Source organism: Nocardia sp. NPDC049220, from assembly GCF_040647855.1.
GTDB lineage: Bacteria > Actinomycetota > Actinomycetes > Mycobacteriales > Mycobacteriaceae > Nocardia.
In genome coordinates this window covers 186,161-209,538 of the sequence record NZ_JBEZDA010000007.1, presented here as the reverse complement: position 1 = coordinate 209,538, position 23,378 = coordinate 186,161, and the positions used below count along the sequence as shown (strand labels likewise).

1 protein-coding gene (cut by both window edges) is annotated in these 23,378 nt (G+C 66.1%); it reads left to right on the top strand.

The whole window is internal to an alpha/beta fold hydrolase gene (locus tag AB0C34_RS18780) on the top strand: the coding sequence, 109,890 nt in all, runs 56,759 nt past the left edge and 29,753 nt past the right edge, and what appears here is coding positions 56,760-80,137 (codon 18,920, partial, through codon 26,713, partial); the first codon wholly inside the window starts at position 2. Both the start codon and the stop codon lie outside the window.

Here is a 23,378-nt window from a genome sequence, read left to right as displayed (position 1 = left end):
CGCCGATGCGGCGGTCAAAGGCCCCGGTCCGATGGTTCCGGTGCGGTGGAACCGGCTGACTGCCGCGGTGCGTCGGGAAATCGGCAAGATGGGTGTCCCGGTCGAGATCGAGCGGTTCTCGAATTTCCTGGCCCGCGACATCGACCAGTTCCACCGCAATGAGCTGGCTATCCAGCTGGCCGGACCCGGTGAGCTGGACGAGAAGCTAATCGAGCAACTCCGTTTTGTTTACGAGGTCGAAGCGTTCGCGCGGACACGACGCGGGAATCCGCCGGTGCACATTCTGGCGTTGGATCTGCACGACAAGTGGGGCGGCCGGTGCGCGGTGGCGGTCGGCGACATCGACCTCGCTGATCGGGCGCAGGTGCATGTCTTTGGTCGTGCGGACGAGCCGCCGGTGCACCGACATATGGACGACAGGACGCGGGTGTTCTGGCGGGCGGGCGATCTCGGGACAGCGACAACCGCACAACTGCTGGTCAGGGACCTCGACGACTGGCAGACCGGGCCGGAGCATTACGCCGGGTTCTACCGGCTGGAACGGATGCCGATCATGGTGCTCGGCCACGATCAGGGTCTCGACATCGTGCTGGCCGAACCGGTGACCACGTGGCTGAGAGCGCAACAGGAAGTCGTGGAACCGCAGCGTCGAGTGCCGAATCCGGCGGCGCTGGAACGTGCCATCGCCGACGGTGGCGATCCGGTCGGGGTGGCGGGTATTCGCATCGACCGTCCACAGGTGCCGGATCTAGACGACATCGTGCAGCTGTGTCAACAAGCCACGGTTGCCCGCTTCGTGCGGGCTGGAGTCGATCTCGAGGTGGCGCGCCGGACCGTGCACAGCGACCCGGAAGCGGCCCGCGCGGACTGGACGGAGATTCTCGAACTCGAGCCGTCCGGATTACTGGTGGCCCGGGACACATACGATCAGATCATCGGCGTCGCCTACGTCCGGCGTGATGGTACGGACCAGGCGATCCTCGAGCATCTGGTTGTCGATCAGATGGGTCGGCGGCAGGGCATCGGTTCACTGCTGCTCGACGGGGTGTTGACCGACCTGGAACAGACGCGGGTGCTCGTGGATGTGGTTGCGGGCACTGGTGCCGAAGAGTTCCTGCGCAACCGCGGCTTCGTCCGCTCCACCCAGCCGCGCCCCGCTCTGCCACTCGATGACGGCAGCAGCCTCGACCAGGCCCAGTTCGTCCGTGTCCCTCTCAGTGTGCGCCCGCCGCAGCCCGAGGCGTTCGACCCGACGCTCCGCACCGCCCCGCCTGGCCCCGCCGGTGACGGCGCCGCGCCGCGGCCGGAACTGCCGGAGACCTTGACCGCAGGCACGTCCAGGGACGTCGCGCGAAACCAGGTTGTGGCACTGTTTTTCGCGCTTGGTGCCGACGCATTCCCGGCCGGGGAGCCGGTGGGACCAGCTCTGAAGGCGGCATTGAAGCAGGCGATTCGGGAGGGCAGGCTGTTGCCGGGGCAGGAACTGCCGGGAGCCCCGACCCTGGCCGAATACCTTGATGTCCGCTCGCCGACGACCATTACCCGTGTCTACGCGGCTCTGTCCGCAGACGGATGGTTGGTAGCCGAGCCGAACCGCGGTACCACAGTGGCATTCGCCATCCCGGTGGAAATCGAGATCGAACACGAAGCACCCGAGGTCACCGCTTCTGTCGCCGTGGAGGGCGGCGAGATCGTCCAGCCGCCCGAGCCGGACCAGGTGGCGGAACTGATGACCGCCCTAGGTGATGACGCCAACGGAGCCGCCGTTGTCCGGTCGACAGCCGATAAACCTACAAACGGTGACCGACCTGCGCTGGCTGGAACGAGTGACCGGAGCGAGTTGCCCGGCACTGTCCAGGAGTCGCGCAACCCCACGGAAGATCTGGAGGGCGAGCAAGCCCCGGAGGGAGGCGGCACCGCTGGTCACGTGATCGCGGACCCGGTCGCCGCGGCCACCCAGCGTGCGCTGGACCAGGAGCTTGCGCGCGACCCGGGTGGCGAGCAGCTCACCGGGCGGGTCGCCTGGCTGCCGGCGACGAACCGGCTGTTCGTGGTGGCATCGTACGGCAAGCATCTGGCAGCGATCGATGAATTGATCACCGCCCATGAGGAGTTCGCCGATGCGCTGTGGCGGCGCGGATTGGCGATCCAGTATGTGCGGCCATCGCCATTGCGTACGGGAGTGGAGATGGTGCCCATCACCCGCGATCAGGCGGAGGGATCGTGCCGCCGCGCAACGTGGGAGGAAGCCTGCGGGGCGTTGGTCGAGGGGTATGTGCAGGCACGCAAGGAAGGCACCACCGATGCCCCCTTCGAGGACTGGCTGCTGCTGCTCGGCGACGACGCCTTCTACCAGACGAAGGATTTGCCGACCCGGTTCCGCAAGGGCGCCTACGATGTACGGAAAGCGGAATACGATGCGCTTCGGCAGGATCCGACCGCGATCAACCATGTCAACGACGAGTCGATGTCCGATCTTCCGGATCGAGGCGACATTCGCGTCGGTCGGCTCCGTAGCAACATCATGGGGATCGGCTACCGGATGGCGGAGGCGGACCCGATGGTGGTGCCGGGCCATCCTGCGGAGGTGATGCAGCGCCTCTACCTGCGTCAGATTCCGATGCCCGAAGTGACGCCGCCACAGTTCCGGCAGGATGACGAGCGGTTACTCGACCTGCGTGCCCTCGGGGATCCCAAACTCTCGGTCGGTCGCGGTTCCACTGGGTATGGGATGCGTATATCCCGTCGGGGGAATGCATTGTCCGCGTTCCTCGCTCGGGAAATGACTTTCGAGGCCAGCAACTCCTTTGAGGTGTCCGACAGGATTCTCGCGGCGCTGCGGGGTGGTACCGACGACCTGCCCGCGCACCGTCGAGCAGTTGCGACGGCGCCACGAACCATGCCCGCTCGGTCTGGCATCCAGGAAAATCTGCTCGCCCCGACCGACTCCTATGCAAAGAATGCGTGCAGTCGGGTCCTGGACGAGGTTGCGGAGAAATACAAACGTGACGGATGGCACGGGCCCAGGAAGCTCAGTCATCACGTTGCGTGGTATACCGGCATCGGGTATCTGCTGGTCGTCGCCGCGGAGAAGGGCAAGCATCTGGAGGCGCTGGCCGAGTTGGCCATCACCAGCGACTACTACCTCGATGCGCTGTACCGGTCCGGATTACACATCCAGTACCGGGAAGTGACCGCACACCCGGATGGTCGGACGTATGAGCGACCGATCACTCGGGACGAGGCGGAGGGAGCGTACCGTCGTCCAACCTGGGATGAGGCTGTCGCCGGGTTGCTGTCGCAGTATCTGACGCTGTGCTGGTCACTACAGCAGGACGGTAAGAAAGCACCCTCATGGCGGGCATGGCTGGGTCTGCTCGGCGAGGACGCGTTCTACACCAAAGCGGACGAGGCGCAGCGGAGGAAACACAGCGAGGCGGAGTTCGACAAGACGAAGGAAAAGTACGAGGCGGTCCGCCGCAATCCGTGGACGCTGAACCACGCGAACAACGCGTACGAATCCGACTTGCCGTATTGGGACGAGGTCGTCGAGGGCCGGTTGCGCGGCGACATCCTCGACTTCGGCTACCGGATGGCCCGCGACAATCCCGAGTTCCAGCGACCGGATCATCCCGCGGGCCTGCTCTACAGCATGGCGATCCGCGAACGGCCGCTGCCGTCCTGGGCGGACTGCTCGACCGTGCCGGACGGGTGGGAGGTTGCCGGTGACAAGCAGTACCCGGTCGCGGTATCCGGCCTGGGTGAGGTCCCGCTGGCGTTGGACACCGACAACAAGCGGTGGTGGGTTCCGCGCGCTCGGGCAGGATGGCCGCGCCGCGCAGCGGTGTCCAACGTGCTGGCGCAGTGGTTCTCGGGCCGCAACGACTCGAGCCCGAAGCGCCTGACACGCAAGATCGGCAAGTCGCTGCAGAAGCCGCGAAAGGATCTGGCCCACGGCGGATTCGGTGACATCGGTGCCGCGGAGGCGGTCGCGCGGCTGGTCGGCGTTCCGGTCGACCTCGGCCAAGTTCTGGTGCGACAGGACGTTGTCGACCAAGGCTACGACGATCTGACGGAGTGGGCGCGGAGCGAATGCCTCGTCCTCGAGCGTGGCATCGCACAACTGCGCAGACTGCTCCAGCGAGCCGCCGTCGAGTTGGACGCGCATCGTGTCGGCGTGACGTTCCCGATCGAGGAGATGATCCGTACCGGACGGGAATTGAACGCCATCGTGTGGCGGCTGACCCATGCCCTGTGCCAGGACACCGTCGGCCTGGACTTGGGGAAGGTGAACAACCGGCGGCTGCTGGAACTCGCACTGGAACTGCCCGCGGCTGCGAACGTCATCCTCGAGCTTCTCGGGGCGCTGTCGGAACAGGCGCCTGGAGCGGACTTACCGGATTGGCCGGAACGCGAGCGGCAGATTCTCCCGAGGGATCTCAACCGGATTGCGCAGCCGGTGGCCGAGGTTCTGGCCCAGACGGACCCTGTCGAAGCGGCGCTGATATGGCAGGACCAGGCGCGTCTGTGGGTGGAGATACTCAGCGCGTTCGGAAAGGACCGCACTTGGGCGCACGATGCCGACGCGCAGCTATTCGCGTACCGGGAAGCGACCACTGTCGAGCCGGACCCGTCGTCGGCAGCCGTCGTCGAACCCATCGAAGGTCCGTCGGCCGGCGTCGTCGCGGCGGTGGGTGATGCCCGTGCGAACGAGATCGGCGACCTGCGTGAGCAAGCGCGGGATTGTCTGACGCGGGCGGGTTTTGCCTTGGGGCAGCTGGACATGTTCCGCGGCGGCGTTCCTGCGCCGGAGGATCCTCGATGGACGGTGCTGGCGGATGCCCTCGCGAGACAGCCGATGACCGTGTGGACGCAGGTGGTCGAGGATCTGCTCGTGGCCGACTCCGCCGACTCCGCCGACACCGCGCTGGTCATGGTGGAAGGTGCGGACTACCACCATGCGATCGTGCTGGTCCGGATCGACCTCCCCGAGGGCCCCGAGATCATCGTGTTCGACGGTCGACTACATGGGGCGCACGAGCTGTATGCCTGGGAAGCGCTCGAGCTCGAGAACGATGCGCACCGGACCGCGCCGGTGCGTGCCGTGCTGTTCGGCATGAACGACGAAGACGAGATGGGGCCGGACTTCGACCTGGCCGTGCCGTCGGATGCCCCGCCCCGGGCTAAGCCCATCGCAGGCCCGCTGCGCCCGCAAGACCCGGCCGACGGCGCCCAGGTGCCCGCCGCCGCAGGTGGCGATGATGGGGTGCATGCGTTCGCGCCGCCTCGCGGGCGTCCTGATTCGTTGGCGCCGACCAAGACCCAGTACGAAGTGCTGCGGCCGAACGGTCGCGAGACCGTCGATCCGGAACGTGCCGACAACGTCGAATTCACCTTTGCTTACCCGGATCGGCAGGGGTTGTTCCGCGACCTGGAGGGAACGCGGTACAGCACTGCGAGTTTGGGGGATTACATCCTGATGGATGCGGCGCCCAGGGACGGCCGCATCCACTTCCGCTTGCATGCGGACACCACCCATATCTATCTCAACCTCTCCTACGGTCCGTCGGAGCCGGGGCCCGCCGGATTCGGATACGGGGGGATCATCGACGGCTGGCTGGTGTCGTTCCCACTGCACAGCGCGGGTTTCGGCGCAACAGAGAATTGCGCGAAGGCCGCCGCGCAGAGCCGTTACGAGCTGTCGCGCAGCGGGGTGGACCTCGGGCTGGTCGACATGCCCGAGGAGCACCAAGGCCCGCTGTGGCGCGCCGGTGGATCGGAGTACGGGGTGGATCAGGTGCTCTCCGGCACCGTCGATCCGAAGCGGATGTTCGCCGGGTATGGCGACGATTTCTGGGTGGATGTCGTCGACGCGACGCAGGTCGACGGCGGGATGGCGGTGACCTGTCGGATCAACATGGTGCTCGGCGAGTCCGTTGACCTCGAGTGGCGGATGTGGCAGCGAGACGAGGCGAAGACGGCGGAGTACCTGCGGCTCGATGTGGGGTCGAATCCGGCGCGGATTGCCCCGGCATTGCGCGCACTCGACCGGAAACTGACCGCTTGGCTGGCCGAGTCGGGTTTTTCCTGGGGCGAATCCAAGGGGTTGCCCGCCAGCGTTGTCCAGCTCGCCGAGGCGGCGATTCGCCCCGCCGAACAGCGACAGCGGGAACTGCGGGCGCGAGTCCTGTTCATGGCGAACGAGCGGGCACGCATTCTCGAAGCGGCCCGCGAGTCGCTCCACGAGCTGGGCGCCGATATCGACCCGGAGGATGGCGCGGACGAGCTGAGACAGGCCGCGTGGGTGATTTTCGGCGACCACCGCGACAATCCCGAACTCGCCGCTCGAGCGCAGCCGATCCTCCGAAGAATCCATTTGCACAACAAACTCCTCGACCGCGAGGCCGAATTATGGCTCGAGCTAGCGGAGCTGCGGCGACAGGTGGAAGCCGCCGCACAGGCGGTACCGCCTGCGCCGATGCCAGTCGCGGGTGGCGGCAACGGCGATGGCTCGCTGCTGGGCTCCGTCGACCCGGGCCATCGGCCGGTCGGTGCTGCCGCCGACCCGGCGTGGCGGGTCGAGCAGGTCGAGGAAGTGGCCGACCGAGGCCCCGAGAAGAACATGGGCGCTGGCCGGCCGGCTGCTGATATCCGCACGCCGAAGTTGCCGCTGGACAGGGCCTTCGAGCGAACTCCTGAGACCGGCCAGCGGCCGACATCCGCTGTCGCGGAGCCGGTGGGCACGATGGTGTACGCGGACGAGACGGTCGACGAAGCGATGTCGGACTGGTCAGCGGATCGGCGTGCCGCGGCACGTGAGATCACCGCATCGCTGGCCCGCTTCGTGCACGGCGAGATGGTTGGTGATCCGGTCGGGGCGATCCGCGCCCTGCCACTGTCGACCGGGGGCATCCGGATCGAGCTGTGTGGTCATGCGAACGACGTGGCTGCCGTCGAATTTCGGGTGCCGGACGGCGCTGATCCCGAGGGCGCCGATCTCGATGCGGCTGTCGTGCTGTCCGCGACGGGCGCGATGCCGGAGTCCCGGTCCGCGGTGCTGCAATGGTTGGTGCGGGAGTTGACCGGCCATCAGCGCGAGGGCGAGGCGGCGGCGCACGTGCTGGCGACGGCTTTCGAGACGGCGTCGACGGTCGGTGTCCGCGACGAATTGTCCACGTCGCCGGCGCGATTGGTGATGGAGTCGCATCGGCGGGGCCCAGGGGTGACCGGATTCCGGGCCGCGATGGCAGGTCCTCGCCCGGGAACGGCGGTCACGGTCGAGGTGTCGGCGCAACTGCCGGACGGTTCTGCTGTGGCCGGAAGGTCGATGTGGCAGGTGGCGGTGCCGGTCGAGCAGGGTGTGGATTTGAGTGTCGTTCAGACGGCGGTGGAGGCCGGATGGCGGGCTCGTGTAGGCCTGGAGCGAGGATTCCGGCAGAATGACCCGGGATTCAGAGCAGGTGCTCTCACGGTCGAGGCCCGCGACTTCCTGGATGACGTATTCGCTGTCGATGGTGGTCCACGTGCGATCCGGACCGGCACTGTGTTTTTCGTATACGACAGTGCGCAGGCCGCATTCCGGTCGACCGCGGTCGACGACAGCGGCGTACCGATCCACGAGCGCACGTTCGCCGTCACGGAGCAGTCACCGGTCGAGGACGTTCGTTCTGCGAGGTCTGTACAGGACGGGTCACCGGCAGTGGTGGAACGTTTCGATGCGGGCGAGGATTCCCGGGAGGTCGAAAACCGCCTCCGAGAGGCATTCGGATCCGTCGTCGCGGTCTGGGCGGACGACAAGTGGAAGGACAACTGGAAGAAGCGCTTCGCCGGCGACTGGATGGGTCTGCTTGCGAGCAACATGATCGGGTACCTGGGCGCGGGCCGACCGGTGGAAATAACGCTTCACCCAGCCGACGGGAACTGCCGAGGCCAGGTGTCGGGCGGTACCCGAGGTCCGGGCTCCTTCTCGTTCAGCCCCGATACCACCACGGTGGTGGTGGCCGTCGACCGAAGGGATATCGGGACACCAGTCAACGATTTCACCATCGGCCGTCGGCCATTCGACGATACGCCGCAGGGGATAGCAGACGGCGTGTTGGCCGCGTACCTGCGTCATGCGCAGTCCACAGCGCCGGCGCGATTGACGGTGTCCACCAGCGACGAATCCCGCGATGATTTCCGGGCGGTGCTGAGCGATGGCGAGAATCCGGAGCTCGTCGTGGACGCGCATTCCTTCGGCAATCCGCGAGGGATGCTGCGGGTGGAATTTCCCGTTCGCACGGATGCTCAGCGAGGGACAGTCCAGCCGATCGCACGGGCCGTGGTCGAGGGTGTTACGCGCTACGTCGGCCGCAACAGCGACAACGGGTATGCCGTCATGGCAGTTGCTCCGGGGTGGGAACCAGCACTGTCGACGGTGCTCACGGAGGCGTTCGACGGCATGCCATCCGGACGGGTGGTGTTGACCGCTTCCTGGTCGCACGGGACAGGGCGCGTGCCGACGCTGCGGATGGAGGTGCTCGACCCCGACACGGGGACGTCGATCGCGGTGCGAACGATCGTCCCGGAGTCGGTGCGGGGCGACGCTGACGCTGACGCTGACGCCGTCGGAGTAGCCCTGCCTGCCACAGCGGGCCGTACCGCCAGGATGCTGCGGACCGAGCGAGCCGCGGCGGCGCGCGAGCAAGCGCCGAAGGCTGCCTATCTCGCGGATTTCACCGCGCGGACCGGTATCGAGGTCGTTGGGTGCGACGACGAGTCGATCTCGTTCCGGGCAGTACTGCGATTCATCGGCAAGATCGATGAGGAGCTCGCGATCGTCAGGCGATTCCGGCCGTCGCTCGACGTCATATTGCGGAGTGTCAATGTTCAGTACCTGGGCGCAGAGGGGTCGATTGCCGAAACTACGGGCCCGGCGATCATTGTCAATAGCTGGGACTTCACTCGTCGAGGACTGGAGCGACGCCGTCGGAAACAAGCGCAAGGCAGGGCATTCCGTGCGGGAGGCCTCGACAACCGGCTCGAGGCCCTGGCCAAACATGAAATCAATCACGCCTTCACCTACTCCACCGATTCCGAAAGCGCCTACGTCAACACCAACCTATGGCTGCCGGAGGCGTACGAGCATTTCGTCGACCGCGGTCTGGTGTCCGGCTCCATAACGGACTGGGTGGACCAGCTCAGCCTCTATAGCCGCGACAAGGGGGCGGAGAATACGCACCTTCTGGTCAACGAGGACGAAGCCAAGTCGGAGGCCCCGGTCCAGATCGAGTACGAGCACTTGGACGATCCGACTCATCCAGCGTTCGTTATCGACGCGGTGCGGTGGGGAATCTCCTATCAGGAGTTGGCGGATTGGGCGATCGACATCCGCAACGGCACCGGGCCGGTCCCCGGGCCGGGGCCGCACCGGGCACCATGGCAGTCACGCTTCTTCCCGTCGACAGCCGACAAGCCCACGGGCGGTGACAGTGCGCTGGCTGGATCGAGTGACCGGGGCGAGTTGCCCGCGACTGTCGAGGAGTTGCGCAGCTCCACTGGAGATCTGAAGCGCGTCGGGCGGAAGTTCCTGCGCCGGCTGCGGCAGTCTCCCAAGGACTCGTCGGGTGATCGCGGCGCGGGAGGAACATCGACCGGTCGTCCTGGACATGATCCCGACGCGTTCTGGCAGCCGGTGGATGAACGTGTGGCATTGGGACTTTCGCCGCGTGGTAGCCGGGCGACTCGGCGGTATGGACCGGAAGTGTTGTTCGCGGTTACCCCTGGGACGTCACCGGAGGACGGGGCGCATGCGGTCGAGCCGCGTCGCGGGCGTCCCGCTGATCCGTTGCCCGCGCCGACGCCGGCCGCCGACCCGGCGTGGCAGGTCGAGCAGGATCTGGGCGTGGCGGCTGCGGTCAGCGAGGGTGGGAGCGTCGGCAGCGCGGCGCACGGGGTTCCCCTCCAGGGTGAAATCGTGGAGGTACCCGCGGATGTGGTCGCCGGTGCCACTCAGATCGCGGTATTGCAGGAAGTCCGCGACCTGGAGCAGCGGCGCGACGAGTTGGCGCACGAGTTGCGGGTGCCTGATCCGAGCCGGTTGGACGCGGACCAGCAGGCGTGGACGGTCGACGGTGCACTCGGCAGTCTCCAGCAGGGGGTGGTCGACGATCGACAGCGGCTGCTCGAAGACCTCGCGACCGAGTTGGGTGTCCAACCCGAGCAGATCGACCTGAAGCGACTCACCCTGCCCCGCGAGTTGGCCGCGTTCTGGGCGCTGGAGGACCGCCGCACGGATGTCCTCAACCGGGAAGAACGCCTGCCGCGGTTGGTGGCTGTGGTGGAACGTCATCGCGAGTTGACCGCCGAGTTGATCGATGCCGACACCGCGGCGCTGGTGCGGGCGGTGGATGACGCGGAGGCACGGGCCTGCGGCCCGGTGGTCGAGCGGATCATTCGGGACGCGGCACTGACCGGCAGTCCGGACGGTGAGCCGCGCGGCGACCAGATCGTCTGGTTCCCGGTGCAGCGGCGTCTGATCGTGGTCGCCTTCGACGGCGGTCATGAACGCGCGTTGCTGCGATTGGCGGTGGAGCACGAAGGATTCGCGGGTGTCCGGGATGCCACCCCCAGACACGATGGGCGGGAATACCGAATCGAGCGCCACACCGTGCCGCGCCCGGAGGAACAGCCCGTCCTCGCGCAGCCCGCGGCGCCGGCCGAGACGCAACTGGTCGACCAGTCGGAAATCGTTGCCGCCGTCGCCGGTATCCGCGATCTGGAACAGCGGCGAGATGATCTGGCCGCGCAACTGGACCTCGCGGACCCTGCCGGTCTGGCGCCCGGTGCGCCCGTCTTCGACCAGCTTTTCCGCGAGGTGCGGCGTGACTGGCTGGAACTGGCCGACGAACTGCGTGTCGATGCGGCTGATGTCGCGAATGCCATGCTGGATGTGTTCGGCGACCCGGACGAGATGGCTGAGGACGACCCGTTACACCGATGGGCGCAACACTTCTCGGCGATGCATGCCCGGCGCGCGGAGATCGTCCGGCACGACCACGCGATCGGCGAACTGGTCACGCGGGTCGACGAACTGCACCGCGCCGTCGCGGCACTCGACGACAGGGTGGCAAACCGCTTCATCGCGGAGCGATTCGCTGGTGGCACGCAGGTCAGCGCACATGCCGTTGTGGTCGAAACGCCGGGCGTCGAGCTTCCCGTGCTGTATGTGGTGGCGTTGGCGGGCAGGCACGAGCGCGCCATGATCGACTTGGCGCACAAGGATTCGGCGGAATTCGCCGACGTGCATCTGCCACCGACCCCGCAGCGGCCGCGGCGGTACCAGATTCTCCGGATCGAGGTGGAGCTGGGTCCGGACGGTGCGGTGGCCGAGGCCACCTTGAACCCGGTCTCCCCGGTCGGTGGCCACTACCAGCTGAGTCGGACCGAGATCAAAGCGGCCTTCCTGGAGCTGTATCTCCAGGCGCGCCTTCCCGGGCTGCTGTCGGAGCCAGTCGGCTTCCCAGAGTGGCTGGCGCGCGGCGGATTCGGTCTCAATCCCACCTTCGATGACCTGGTGCGGGGCGTTGCCGACGCCCACCCGGACGACGTGCTGGACGTCTTCGGTGCGAAGGAGGCCGCGCGCAAAATAGTCGACAAGGAATTCACCCTCGCGGACCTCCGCTATGACGCCGACTCCGCCGAAGACGCAGACGCAGACGCGGCGACGATCACACCCGTCGCGGTGCTTCCTCGGGTGGTCGAACTCGGTGAATTCACGTTCCGACTCCGGATAGTGAAGCTCGAGCCATCTCGTTACGCGATCGCGAAAGTGGATGGCATCGCCCGTGATCCGGGCGGTGTCGTGTCGGGCCGGTTCGGCGGCCGAGAAGCCGACAGCCCCCGCAAACTCGTCGACGACATCAAGGCACTGCTGAGCGACGGCACCGCGAATCTAGGAATCGAAACAGGAACGTCCGCATGGGAACTGGAGCCTGTCGACCTCGACCGGGGGCTGCAAAAGAAGTTCGACCAGGTGGTCGCGGAGCTGCCCGGCTGGCAGACCTGGCGACTGGATCCCACGACGCCGCCGGGTGAGCTTCCGGCCGGGGCGCGCACGCGGATCGATGCCGCCGTGCGCGCGGTCCAGGAATTCCATGCCGACATCGCGCGGTGGTGCGCGGAAATCGATGTCGACGCGACCGGGATGGACCCGGAGCACCTTCGGAATGTCGTGCAACAAAGGGCTCACGAAGTCTTCAGCGACATTGCGAATCACGATGACTGGGAGGAGAAAAAACGTGTCAACACCTTGGCGAACCGGATTGGTTCGGCTGAGGTGTGGCGAATCGGTGCGGCGGCCGAGAAGGAGCTGACCGCGCTGCTCGACGCGGCCGGACTCGTCGTTTCCCGCAATGAGCTGGCCGCCGAGCGGGCGATCCCGCTCAACGAATGCGTCGGGTTCGACGCGCTGCGTGGGCAGCTGATCGTCGCCGGGAAGCCTGCGGACTTGGCACTGCTGATGGGTCGGCAGTTCGGTGTGAGCCCCGAGGAACTGGCCGCACAGGGCATCGCGATTCGCTATAAGCACGCTTGGGTCGACCGTGACGGCGCACCGCAGATCGAGGAGCTGACTGGCAACCCCGACGATCCCGACACCCGAGCCGATTCCGGGTGGGACTACTACCTCGGCTCGGAATGGGCCGGTCTGGTGAACCGGATCGTCGACAACCGGACATTCGCGCAGCGAGTTCGCGACGGACTCGAATCCGGGGCCCAGCGCGCCAATCGTGTGGATACCAGCATGTACCGGCGAACGGTGGTGACCTGTCAGGACGGAACCGGCTATACCGAGTATTGGTTCGCCGACCAGGAAGTGGTCGATTTCGCCGAGGCACAGTCGATACTCGCTGGTGCGGTTCAGGACCGGCCGGTGGAGTTCTATCGAAACTCGCCGAACAGCTACTGCCGACCGAACCGGGGCGAGTCGGATTTCGAGGTGTCCGATATCGTGCGGAACGCTTTGCTGGATTCCACCAGCGGCCGCCTGCTGAGCATGTACGACGCGCTGTCCGGGCAGCAGCCGGACCGGCTCTTCTCGTGGTATACCGATGGCAACTGGCGGGTGCTCAGCGCCGACTCCGACATGGGTATGGAGCGTGCGGCGACTTCGGCCTCGCGTGCACCCGGAATGCTATTTCCTGCTGAACATTTCCTGACGTTCGATAAGGACGTCACGGAAGTCAGGTTCCACCGCCACCGTGTTCCGCTCGCGGATGTCGATGCCGTCCGGCAGCGTATGCTCGCGGTGGCGCCCGCGTTGCGCGGGCTCGGTCAGGAGTCCCTCTTGATCACAGCCTCGACGCGGATACTCGAGATCGCGCGGACCGCCACCGACGCGACCGCCGATACCCGACTGGCCCTGAAGCAGTCCGTACCGGCGCTACCGGCCAGGCCCGACTTCGAATCATTCAGCCGTCGGCACCTGAAGCCGGCGGAAGTCCTTGCCGCCATGCAGCGGATAGATACCCTGGCCCGTGAGCGTGATGATCTCGCGAACCTGTTGGGCATCGCGGACCCGGCGGCTCTGACCTCCGCTGACCCGGGCGGTGACGTCGATATCGCCCGACTGGTCGAACTAGTCGCCGAACACGATCGGGCTGTCGCGGAACTCGACGAGGACGTGTCCAACCTGGCCGTCGCAGATCTCAGTGCGCGGTTCTGGATCGGAAAGGAGGCCACTACCCAGGTGACCGCACACGTCACCTATACCCCGCAGTCGTACAACGCCGGGACGCTGTCTGTCGTCGCGCTGCCGGGCAGGCACCGTGCCGCCGTGGATGACCTGTGCTACCGGCAGCCGGGGTTCGCGGAGCTGCGGAAACCGACGATCCGGCAGCGAGAACGGTACGGGGTCGGCTTCTACGAGGCCGTCATCGGGCCGGACGGTACGGTGTGGGCGAAGCCGATTCCACGGTCCGAGGACGCGCGCCTTTGGAACGGTTTCGGTCGCCCGGATCGAGTTGCGATCGGGGCAGTGTTGCTGACCGGGTACCTCCGCGCGCGCAGCTGGGGACGCCTGGACAAAGACCCCGAGCGGAAGTCGAAGGGGGCGAACGGGTTAGCGGATTGGTTCGATTCGGACTCTGCTTTCATGGAGCGCCATCAGGCACAGGGGTACATTTATGATCCCGGCTTCGCTCACCGACGAGCGATCTGGCTGGCCGAGCGCGAGGAAGATGTCGCGCCGTTCAGCGTCCACGGGATCCTTCGCGCACTGGAATCCCGCGAGATCACCGGCGCGGACACTTGGCACGAACTCGATCCGGATCAGCCGGTGGGCACCGAGAAGGTAACCATCCTGTTCGGCAAGCAATGGGCTTTCCCGGTGGATATCTGGATGGCCACCGATGACGAGGGCGGCTACCGGATCGCGCAGCCCCCACAGTCGGGCAGCACCACCGGCCATGTGGTGTGGGACTGGTTCGGCGACAAGCGCGCGCGTAAGAAGAAGGCGCTGGTGCGGATCGTCACCAAGGCGCTGAAAGACGGCAAGGTGACGTTGATGCCCCCGGTCGAATCCGGGCGGTCGGTCGATGGCGCCATTTCGCGACCGAATCTGGAGGCGCACCGACAGGGCGGCGGGGAAAAGCTCTGTGGGCTGGCCGTCCAGAAGTTCGTCAAGGCATGGGCGGGCCCGGAAGCAGGCGCGAAGATCCATCCGGCCGACGAGAACGATCCGAATATCGCCCGGATCATCACCACCAAGGGCATGGACAACAACGATGCCCTGAAAGGCATCGATGCCGGTTGGCGCGAGAAAAAAGTGGGCACCGGGGCGGCGGCGCTGCGGTCGACGCTGACCCGCGCCCGGTTCCGCGGCGGAGCGACCGTGGTGGGCATCGACTGGGTCGGTCGAAGCGACTTCGGGCACCTGGCCGTGTTCGCGGAGGTGGACACCGAGGAATTCGCCGCGGAACTTAACAACCAGCACCCGGAATGGGATGAGCACGAGCACATCGGGCTCGGCGAGGTGGTGCTTTTCGACCCGATCCACGGGCTGCTGCGTCACGCGAAGATGGACCAGTGGGCGGAGCGGACGGGCGCGGCCGCCGGGGACGTGTGGATCGCGGCCATCAACCGCAACCGGCAACCCGAGGTCCGGTTCGACGCCGATGTGCAGAAGCACCGCGGTCCGGGGGCGCGACGGTTGGGCGCGGGGCCCTGGGGGGACGGCGCCCACCTGCCCGCCGTCGCGGGTGGCGATGACGGGGTGCATGCATTCGCGCCGCGTCGCGGGCGTCCTGATCCGTTGGCGCCGACCAAGACCCAGTACGAAGTACTGCGGCCGAACGGTTACGAGACCGTCGACCCGGAGCGTGCCCGCAACGTCGAATTTTCCTTTGCTTACCCGGATCGGCAAGGGTTGTTCCGCGACCTCGAAGGTACGCGGTACAGCACTGCGACTTTGGGGGATTACATCCTGATGGATGCGGCACCCAAGGATGGCCGCATCCATTTCCGCTTGCATTCGAACACCACCCATCCCTATCTCAACCTCTCCTACGGTCCGTCGGAGCCCGGACCCGCTGGCTTCGGATACGGGGGGATCATCGACGGCTGGCTGGTGTCGTTCCCACTGCACAGCGCGGGTTTTGGATCGAGAGAGAACTGCGCGAAGGCCGCCGCGCAGACCCGCTTCGAGCTGTCGCGCAGCGGGGTGGACCTCGGGCTGGTCGACATGCCCGAGGAGCACCAAGGCCCGCTGTGGCGCGCCGGTGAAGCGGAGTGGGGCGTGGATCAGGTGATCTCCGGCGCCGTCGATCCGTACCGGATGTTCGCCGGGTATGGCGACGGTTTCTGGGTGGATGTCGTCGACGCGACGCAGGTCGACGGCGGGATGGCGGTGACGTGTCGGATCAACATGGTGCTCGGCGAGTCCGTTGACGTCGAGTGGACGATGCGGCAGCAGGACGAGGCGACGACCGCGGAATACCTGAAGGTCGATGTGGGGCCGAATCCGGCGCGGATCGCCCCGGCGCTGCGCGCACTCGACCAGAAATTGACCGCCTGGCTGGCCGAATCGGGTTTCGCCTGGGCCGAATCCAAGGGGCTGCCCGCCGGCGTTGTCCAGCTCGCCGAGGCGGCGATTCGGCCCGTCGCGCAGCGGCAGCGGGAACTGCGGGCGCGAGTCCTGTTCATGGCGAACGAGCGGGCACGCATTCTCGAAGCGGCCCGGCAGTCGCTGCGCGGGTTGGGCGCCGACATCGACCCGGAGGATGGCGCGGAAGAACTGAGACAGGCCGCGTGGGTGATTTACGGCGACCACCGCGACAATCCCGAACTCGCTGTTCGAGCGCAGCCGGTCCTCCGAAGAATCCATCTGCACAACAAACTCCTCGACCGCGAGGCGGAATTGTGGCTCGAGCTGGCGGTACTGCGCCAACAGGCCGCGCCGTCCGCGCCGATGCCAGCCGCCGACCCGGCGTGGCAGGTCGAGCAGGATCTGCGCGTGGCGGCCGCCATCAGTGACGGCGGACTGGTCGAGTCGCGCAACGAAGACCCCACGGATAACGACGAAGCCGAGGGACAGGGCCAGGAACGTGAACGGCCTCAGGCCGATGCGCCCATACAGCGTCCCGGCGCTGCCCGCTTCGCGGGAGCGAAGGCCTACGGACCAGATCTGGCCGCGACATTCGGTGTCCCGGTGCGTGGCCTGGACGCGATGGGGCTGCCGGAAGCGGACCCGTTCCGTGGGTTCGGTCGGTCGATGCCGCAGGTCGTGAAGGACGGTGCCGTCACGCACATCACCGGCCGGGAAGGCCGGGAGATCGGTGGACGCGCGAATCCGCCACAGCACTCACCGGACGCCCCGCCCCCGGTTCCCCCTGTCTTCTCGGCGGAGGCCGAATCCCTACGCGACCTGCCCAGGATCGGCCACCGCGAACGGTTCTTCCCGGGCGAGTTCGACGACGACGGCGTATCCTGGTCGGTCCGCCCACCGGACGCCGGGCCGCGCCCGCCGCGGGAAGCTGCCCCGCGCACCGGGGGGTACGTCGCGAAGATAGTGCGGGATGCGCAGGCCGGGAACGGTGCGGCGCTGCGTAGCCGATTCTGGGCACCACTGATGGACTGGATGCTCGTGCGACTCGCCGATGAGGATGCGGCGCGGGTCGCGGTCGAGGAGGTCCTCGAGCGGATCGCCGCAGGCACGCTGGAGCCGACCGAGGATGTCGGGGAGTGGCTGGGGGCTATCGCCGAGGCAGTGGTGGCTGGGCTGGGAGTCTCGGTAGAAGCCGTGGTCGGGCGAATCCTGGACATGGTGCAGCGCAAGACTGTCGGGCCGGACTTGCAGACGCCGGAAGAGGCTCCCCTCGACGGTATTGCCGGGATCGAGCGGCCCGGAATTCCGACTGCCGCGCATCAGGACCAGCGGCTGTTCGGGCGGGAATTGGACGGCACAACGCACTATTTCGCACCCGAGGATGTCCAGACCACGATGGCGCGGCGCCCCGATGGCACGCCGGGCGCTCTGGTGTTCGATTTTGGCGCCGACTACGCGGCCGAAGCCACGGGATGGGCACGCGCTCGGGATTTCAGCTTCGACCGGGAGGTATATCAGTCACAGGGGCAGGACCCCCTACCTCTGGCGCATGACGTGGCGTGGCGCGACAAAGGCAGACCGCGGATCCTGCGGGTGCAATCCTTTGGCGGCGAAAGCATGGGGCTGTCAATTGATGTCGGTACCCCGGAAAACGAGGATATTCGGAAAATCTATGTCGGCCCCCGTACCTTTTCCAGGGCGGTTGTGGGCAACCGGTATCTACCCGAGCTCGGAGCGTTCACCGATGACCTGGTGATGACGGCGTGTGGCACCGCACACGAGGGCAAGTTGGCGGCCTACATCTTCTTCGACTATCAGCGCCGCTTCGGCACGTTGTCCGGAAATGGCTACGGCCCGTCCGGGAATGTGACCGCACCGTACACCCGCCGCAGGTCTGAACTGCGCGTCTCGCAGACCCGCGATTCGGACGGCAACCCCGAGCCGCCGCTGGTGGAATTCGGACCGGGCGACGACTTGGCGGCGTATTCGACACCGGATACCGGCGTGGAGCCGGAGCATTGCGTGCCGGCGGCGCTGCGGAAACTCGCGGACGCCGGTGTCCCGGTGGCAGCGATACCGCATGACCGGAAGCTCGCATACCCCGAAACCGAAGAGTGTGTGGGGGTTCCGTTCACCGAGTTGCAGGTGGGTGCGGATCCGTATGCCGCGGTGACGACGGCGTTGGAGGCTGGCGGGCATGCGGCGGTGTTGACCGTCTACGTGGAGCAGGTGCCCGTGCTGGGGTCGGACGGGACGCCGCTGCCGGGCAGGACGATGCCGCGTAGGGAAGGGCATCTGGTTGCGCTGAACCACGGTGAGCTCCCGCAGGATTCGCGACGGGTAGAGCGGGTGCTGGCCGTGGTTTGGGACGCCGAACACCAGCCGGTCGCCTTCGAACCTGCCATCGTCCGCCCGACATCACCTGACCTGATGCACCTCCGCATCGGCACGCCCGCCGCGCCCCACCCCACGCCCGGCACCAACGGCGACAAGCCTCCGGCAGAGTCATCGGAGCCGGGATCATCACGCGGTGCCCAAGGGGTGGTCGACGGCATCGCCGCCGAGGATCTCGAGCCGGTAGTGCTGTGGTTGGGCACCTATCGCAGGATCGAGTTGACGCCCGGTGAGCCGGTGTTGTTCGGTCGCGGCGACATTGATCCGGAAAACGAGTGGTCGACCCGATACCAGGATGTGGCACCCGAGCACATCGCTTTCGGAGTGGAGCCGGATGGGCGCGTCTGGATCGAAGACCAGGGGACACCGGGCGGCACAATACTCGATACGCCGGGCACCGCTATCCCACCTGTGCGAGTGCAACCAGGTCGACGGGCGTATTTGAGTGGGTACGAAGATGTCCTGCTGGGGCAGAATTTCAGCCTGAAACTGCATATCTTCCGTCCGCTCGGAACTGCGCCGATGCCTGAGCACGTGGCGCGAGGCCGCGATCTAACGGCCGTCCTGGACGCTGTCGCGGTTGCCGGGATATTGCGCAATGAGCTCCCGTCCGACCCCGGGTTGGCGGAGATCGCCAGGTTGCAGCGTTTCGACGAGCTGCCGACACCGGTCGATCCGGCCGGGATCGACGCGGTGGTGGCCTCGGGTGGTCGGGAATTCTTCCGTGGCGTCGCCGATCCGTCCCAGGTCGAGGAGTTCGCCTTTGGTGACTATTTCGCCGGACGGGCGAATGGTTTGGATGAATCCGGCAGCGGAATCTACGTGACGAATCGGGAAGCCGCCGCACTCGACTTTGCGCAGAACAGGCCGGAATGTGTTATCCGGATGGCGTTGCGACCGGGTGCTCGGGCAATCCACGCGCAGGACCTGCAACTGGAGCACGCGGCGGTCCTCGGTGAACTCAACGACGAGTTGTCGCGACTGAAAGCGCTACAACAGGATTCCCGTGTCGCGGACGAACTAGCGTCGGTGCGGGCGCGTATCCAGGTGCTCTCGGACTTGGGTCGGTTCGCTGCCATCCGGGGATACGACGCCTACCAGGCCAACGGCGGTCTGCCGGAGCATCACGCCGACTACTGGGTAGTCGTGAACCGCTCCGCACTTGTGGTGCAGACACCAGGAACAGCGCTGTCATCGGAAGGTGACAACCAAGTCCGATCTCCAGGCACCGACGGCGACAAGCCTCCGGCAGAGTCATCGGAGCCGGGATCATCACGCGATGCCCCCGCTCGTGCGCCGCACGGTCCGGAGAACTCACCCGCAGATCCATCCGGGGCTGCGTCGACTGAGCCGACGGAAATCGGTGATGTCTCGAATTCCGTTAGGGAAGACGGACTTCCGTCGGGAAAGATCCATTTTCTCCAGCAGCGTGGTGATGTTGTGGCCGATCCGCGTCGGCCGTTGCGCGTGGTCACTTGGAATATGGCGGGCGCTCATCGTTCGCAGTCGTTCGACACGTTCGACTACCAAGAAAAGGTCGATCTGCCGTACTTCGCCGAGCAGTTGCGGCGGATGAATGCCGATGTCGTCTGCCTGCAGGAGTCGGAGGTCGGCTCGGATGGGTCGACCGCGCGAAAACTGGCCGCCATGGCCGGCTACCGGTACGTACACGAGACCGTGATGTGTCCGTCGCACATGGACTCGGAGAAGGAGCTGAGTATCGCGGTGCTCAGCAGGCTGCCGATCGAGGAAGCCCACGACATACCGCTGCCCCCTACGACGCGGCTCGAGCTGAAACTTTGGGGCCGAGTGCTGGAGCCGGACGAGCACTACGAGCGGTGCGCTCAGGTCGTCGAGATCGCCGGTATCTCGTTCGTGAACTTGCATCCGACGCCGCTGGGTTTCTTCGGCCGCAGTTACGAATCGGACGAAGATGCCGAAGGCGCGGCGCTTGCCCAGCAGATCGCGCAGGTGTTGCGTTCTGTCGCGGATGGTCCGGTGGTGTTCGCCGCGGACTTCAACACCGATGATGTGCACTCGGTGTACCGGGAGTTCATCGAGGAATTGGGTCTGGGCGTCGCGCTCGATCCGGCGACCGCGACCGTGCCCGGTTGGGACGGCGCTCCGGACCAGGTGCTGGCCTCCGCGCAATTCCAGACGGTGGATAGCGGTCTCGAAATCACCGCCACCGACCACTATCCGGTGTACGCCGACCTTGTGGTCACCGATCCAGCATCGCTCCGGTCGTTGAGTGCTGCGCGGTCCGGAGCAGAAGCATCGCAACGTGGTTTCGGCCAGCATGGCGTGTGGGTGGATTATCCTGGCCAGCAATCCGCCTACTATACGAACCGTTATGGGACAGACCATTACGGAGTCACCGCGGAGATCGAAAAGGGTGTCCTCGGGTTCCGTATGAAGGTTGGCCCCGGAACACCCTCGGGGCCTGCCATGTTCCGCGAGCTCATGAATTCCGCTCCCTGTGCGGTGCATGAGATCCATGTGCACTGGGATTTCTATATTCCTGGGAAAAAGTTGGTTCGCCCGCATGAAGTGACCGCGGGGGACGAGCGCTACTGGCTGGGCGACGACCTCGAAACCTTCAATGCCCTCATGCAGGACCTGTTTCTGTCCCCCGAGGATGCGGCACAGAAGACCTTCGCGGTCGCGGCCGAATACGGTTATACGCGAGTCGGTTCCATCACACTCGAAGGCCACGATGGTGAGCGTGAAATAGCGGGTCCGCGCTCCTACGGCGAATTCACCAAGGTCGATGTGCGGTTCCGCAAGCCGGAGGGACCCGCACATCTCGTAGGACACGAGGGTGAGCAGCTGGGCTCGATCGACGACCGAGCGTCAACCGGTGATGGTTCGGCGGGGCAGGGAGCGCCGGAGCTCGGCGTGGATGATCTCGTCCGCGCAGGCGCGGACCCTGCCGGTGACCTGTCCTCACCTGAAGCGGTCGCGGCCGTCGCGAACTCGTCTGGCAGCGAAGTCGCGGTGTCGGCGGATGGCGCTGTGCGGTACCGCCCGCCGGCGGACATCGGTGTCAAGGGCCGAGAAGAGCTACCCGCGCCGCCACCGAGGCCACCCGGCGGTGCCACTGGTGCGGCCACTGCCGTGCCGCCGGCGGCGGGCGAGTTCTTCGACGACGGCATCCGACCGGGCCCGAAGGGCAGGCGTTTCAACCCGACACCGCATATGGTCCTGGACGACTTCGGCAAAGGTGACCCCGCCGAGCACGCGCACCGGCTACCCGGGCGCGGCAGGACAGCACGCAAGGCGGTCGGGAAACTGACACCAGCGGAGGCTTTCCTCCCGCTCGAGCGGGAGGAACTGTCACCTTCCGGCCGAGCCGGTGCGGATCGGACTACCGGTTCGAAGGACTCCGCCGGTACAGAGACCTTCCAGCGGCTGATCGGGGCTGGAAGCCCGACCTCCGACTCTCCGCTGCCGCAGGGTGGCGACGGGCTCGCGCCGTGGAATCGTGTCGACGGCCATTCGCGGAATGCCACCGAGGTCGGCCCTTTCAATAGCGGCCCGTTGGTGCAGTGGTTCGTTCGCGACGCCGCCCCCGGCAACGCGGGCGAGGCGATGACCACCCTGGCCGATTGGGACGACCAAGTCATCGCGATGTCCGGCATGGACAAGGTCGAGTTCGTCTCGGGCATGAAGATCGGTTGGGCCGAGCAACACATCGGCATCGGCCGTAAAGGCCTGGCCGACATGGTCACCCACGTGGGCAAATTTGGCGGTATTTTGGTCGGCGGTATCGACTCGGACGGCGAAGGCCTCGCTCACGTCTTCGCTGTGACGAGGGTGGACGACGCTTTCGCCAGGAAGATGAACGCTCTGCCTGACTCCGTGCGCGGCGACACCTTCGAGCCGGACGAGGTGGTCGTCTACGACAACGCCGGCGGCGGCCTGCTGCGCGGCAAGGCAGTCGACAACTGGGTGGCGTCCGGGTGGGTCGGGTCCGCGAAAGTTTACGTAGCGGGACTGCGCGTCGACGGCGCGGCGATGGTGGAAGAACATGAACTCGATGCCGCGGTGCAGGCGCGGCGAGGTCCGGCAGGAAATGTGGGGGAGGCCGAACCGCCCGTTGTCGATCTCGAAGACGCCAATATCGGCGCGCGGCCGAATCCGGGCAGGCAGGATGAACCGGACGCCGACGGTCCGTATCGCGATATCGAAGCGCGGGTGCTGGAGTCGCTGGCGGTGCTCGACGCCGGCGTCGGCACTGCCGCCATGCGGCTCATGGAGGCAAGTCTGCTGTTCGAGGCGCGATACCTGAATATTCCCACGGACGCGGACCGGTCGCGGCTGGACGTATTGTTCAATTCTCAAGAGTTCGCCAATTATCTTGCTGCCCGCGTGTTTTCGAGAGCACATCGAGATGCCCACATCGCAGAGGCGGATGGCAAGCCGGAGTTGACCGTGGATTTCATGGTCGATCTGCACAAGCTGCTGACGGCCGAGATAGCGCCAGAATTGGGCGGTGTTTTCACCTACCCGACCGCGAAGAGAATGGGCGTCCTGGATTATCCGTTGACCGAAGCGGAACTAGCTGTCATCGAAGAAAATCCGGAGTTGACGTATTTCCCGCCGCCTGCGGGGCCGGGGGAATACGGCTATATCAAGTATCCGAGTTTCGATACGCAGGATGCGGTCGGCAGGAAGCTGCAGGAACTCTGCGACTGGTACAACGCTGCTATCCGTGACCCGGAGCACGATCCATACGAAGTCGCGGCGATGCTGCAACACCGGTTCGTGTCCATTCATCCCTGGCAGTACGACTACAGCGGCAGAACATCGAGACTGCTGATGAATTGGTCTCTCGAGAGTTCCGGGTTGTCGCCCGCTGTGATCGACGATTACGAACGCGACCTGTTCACCCGGCCGCGGG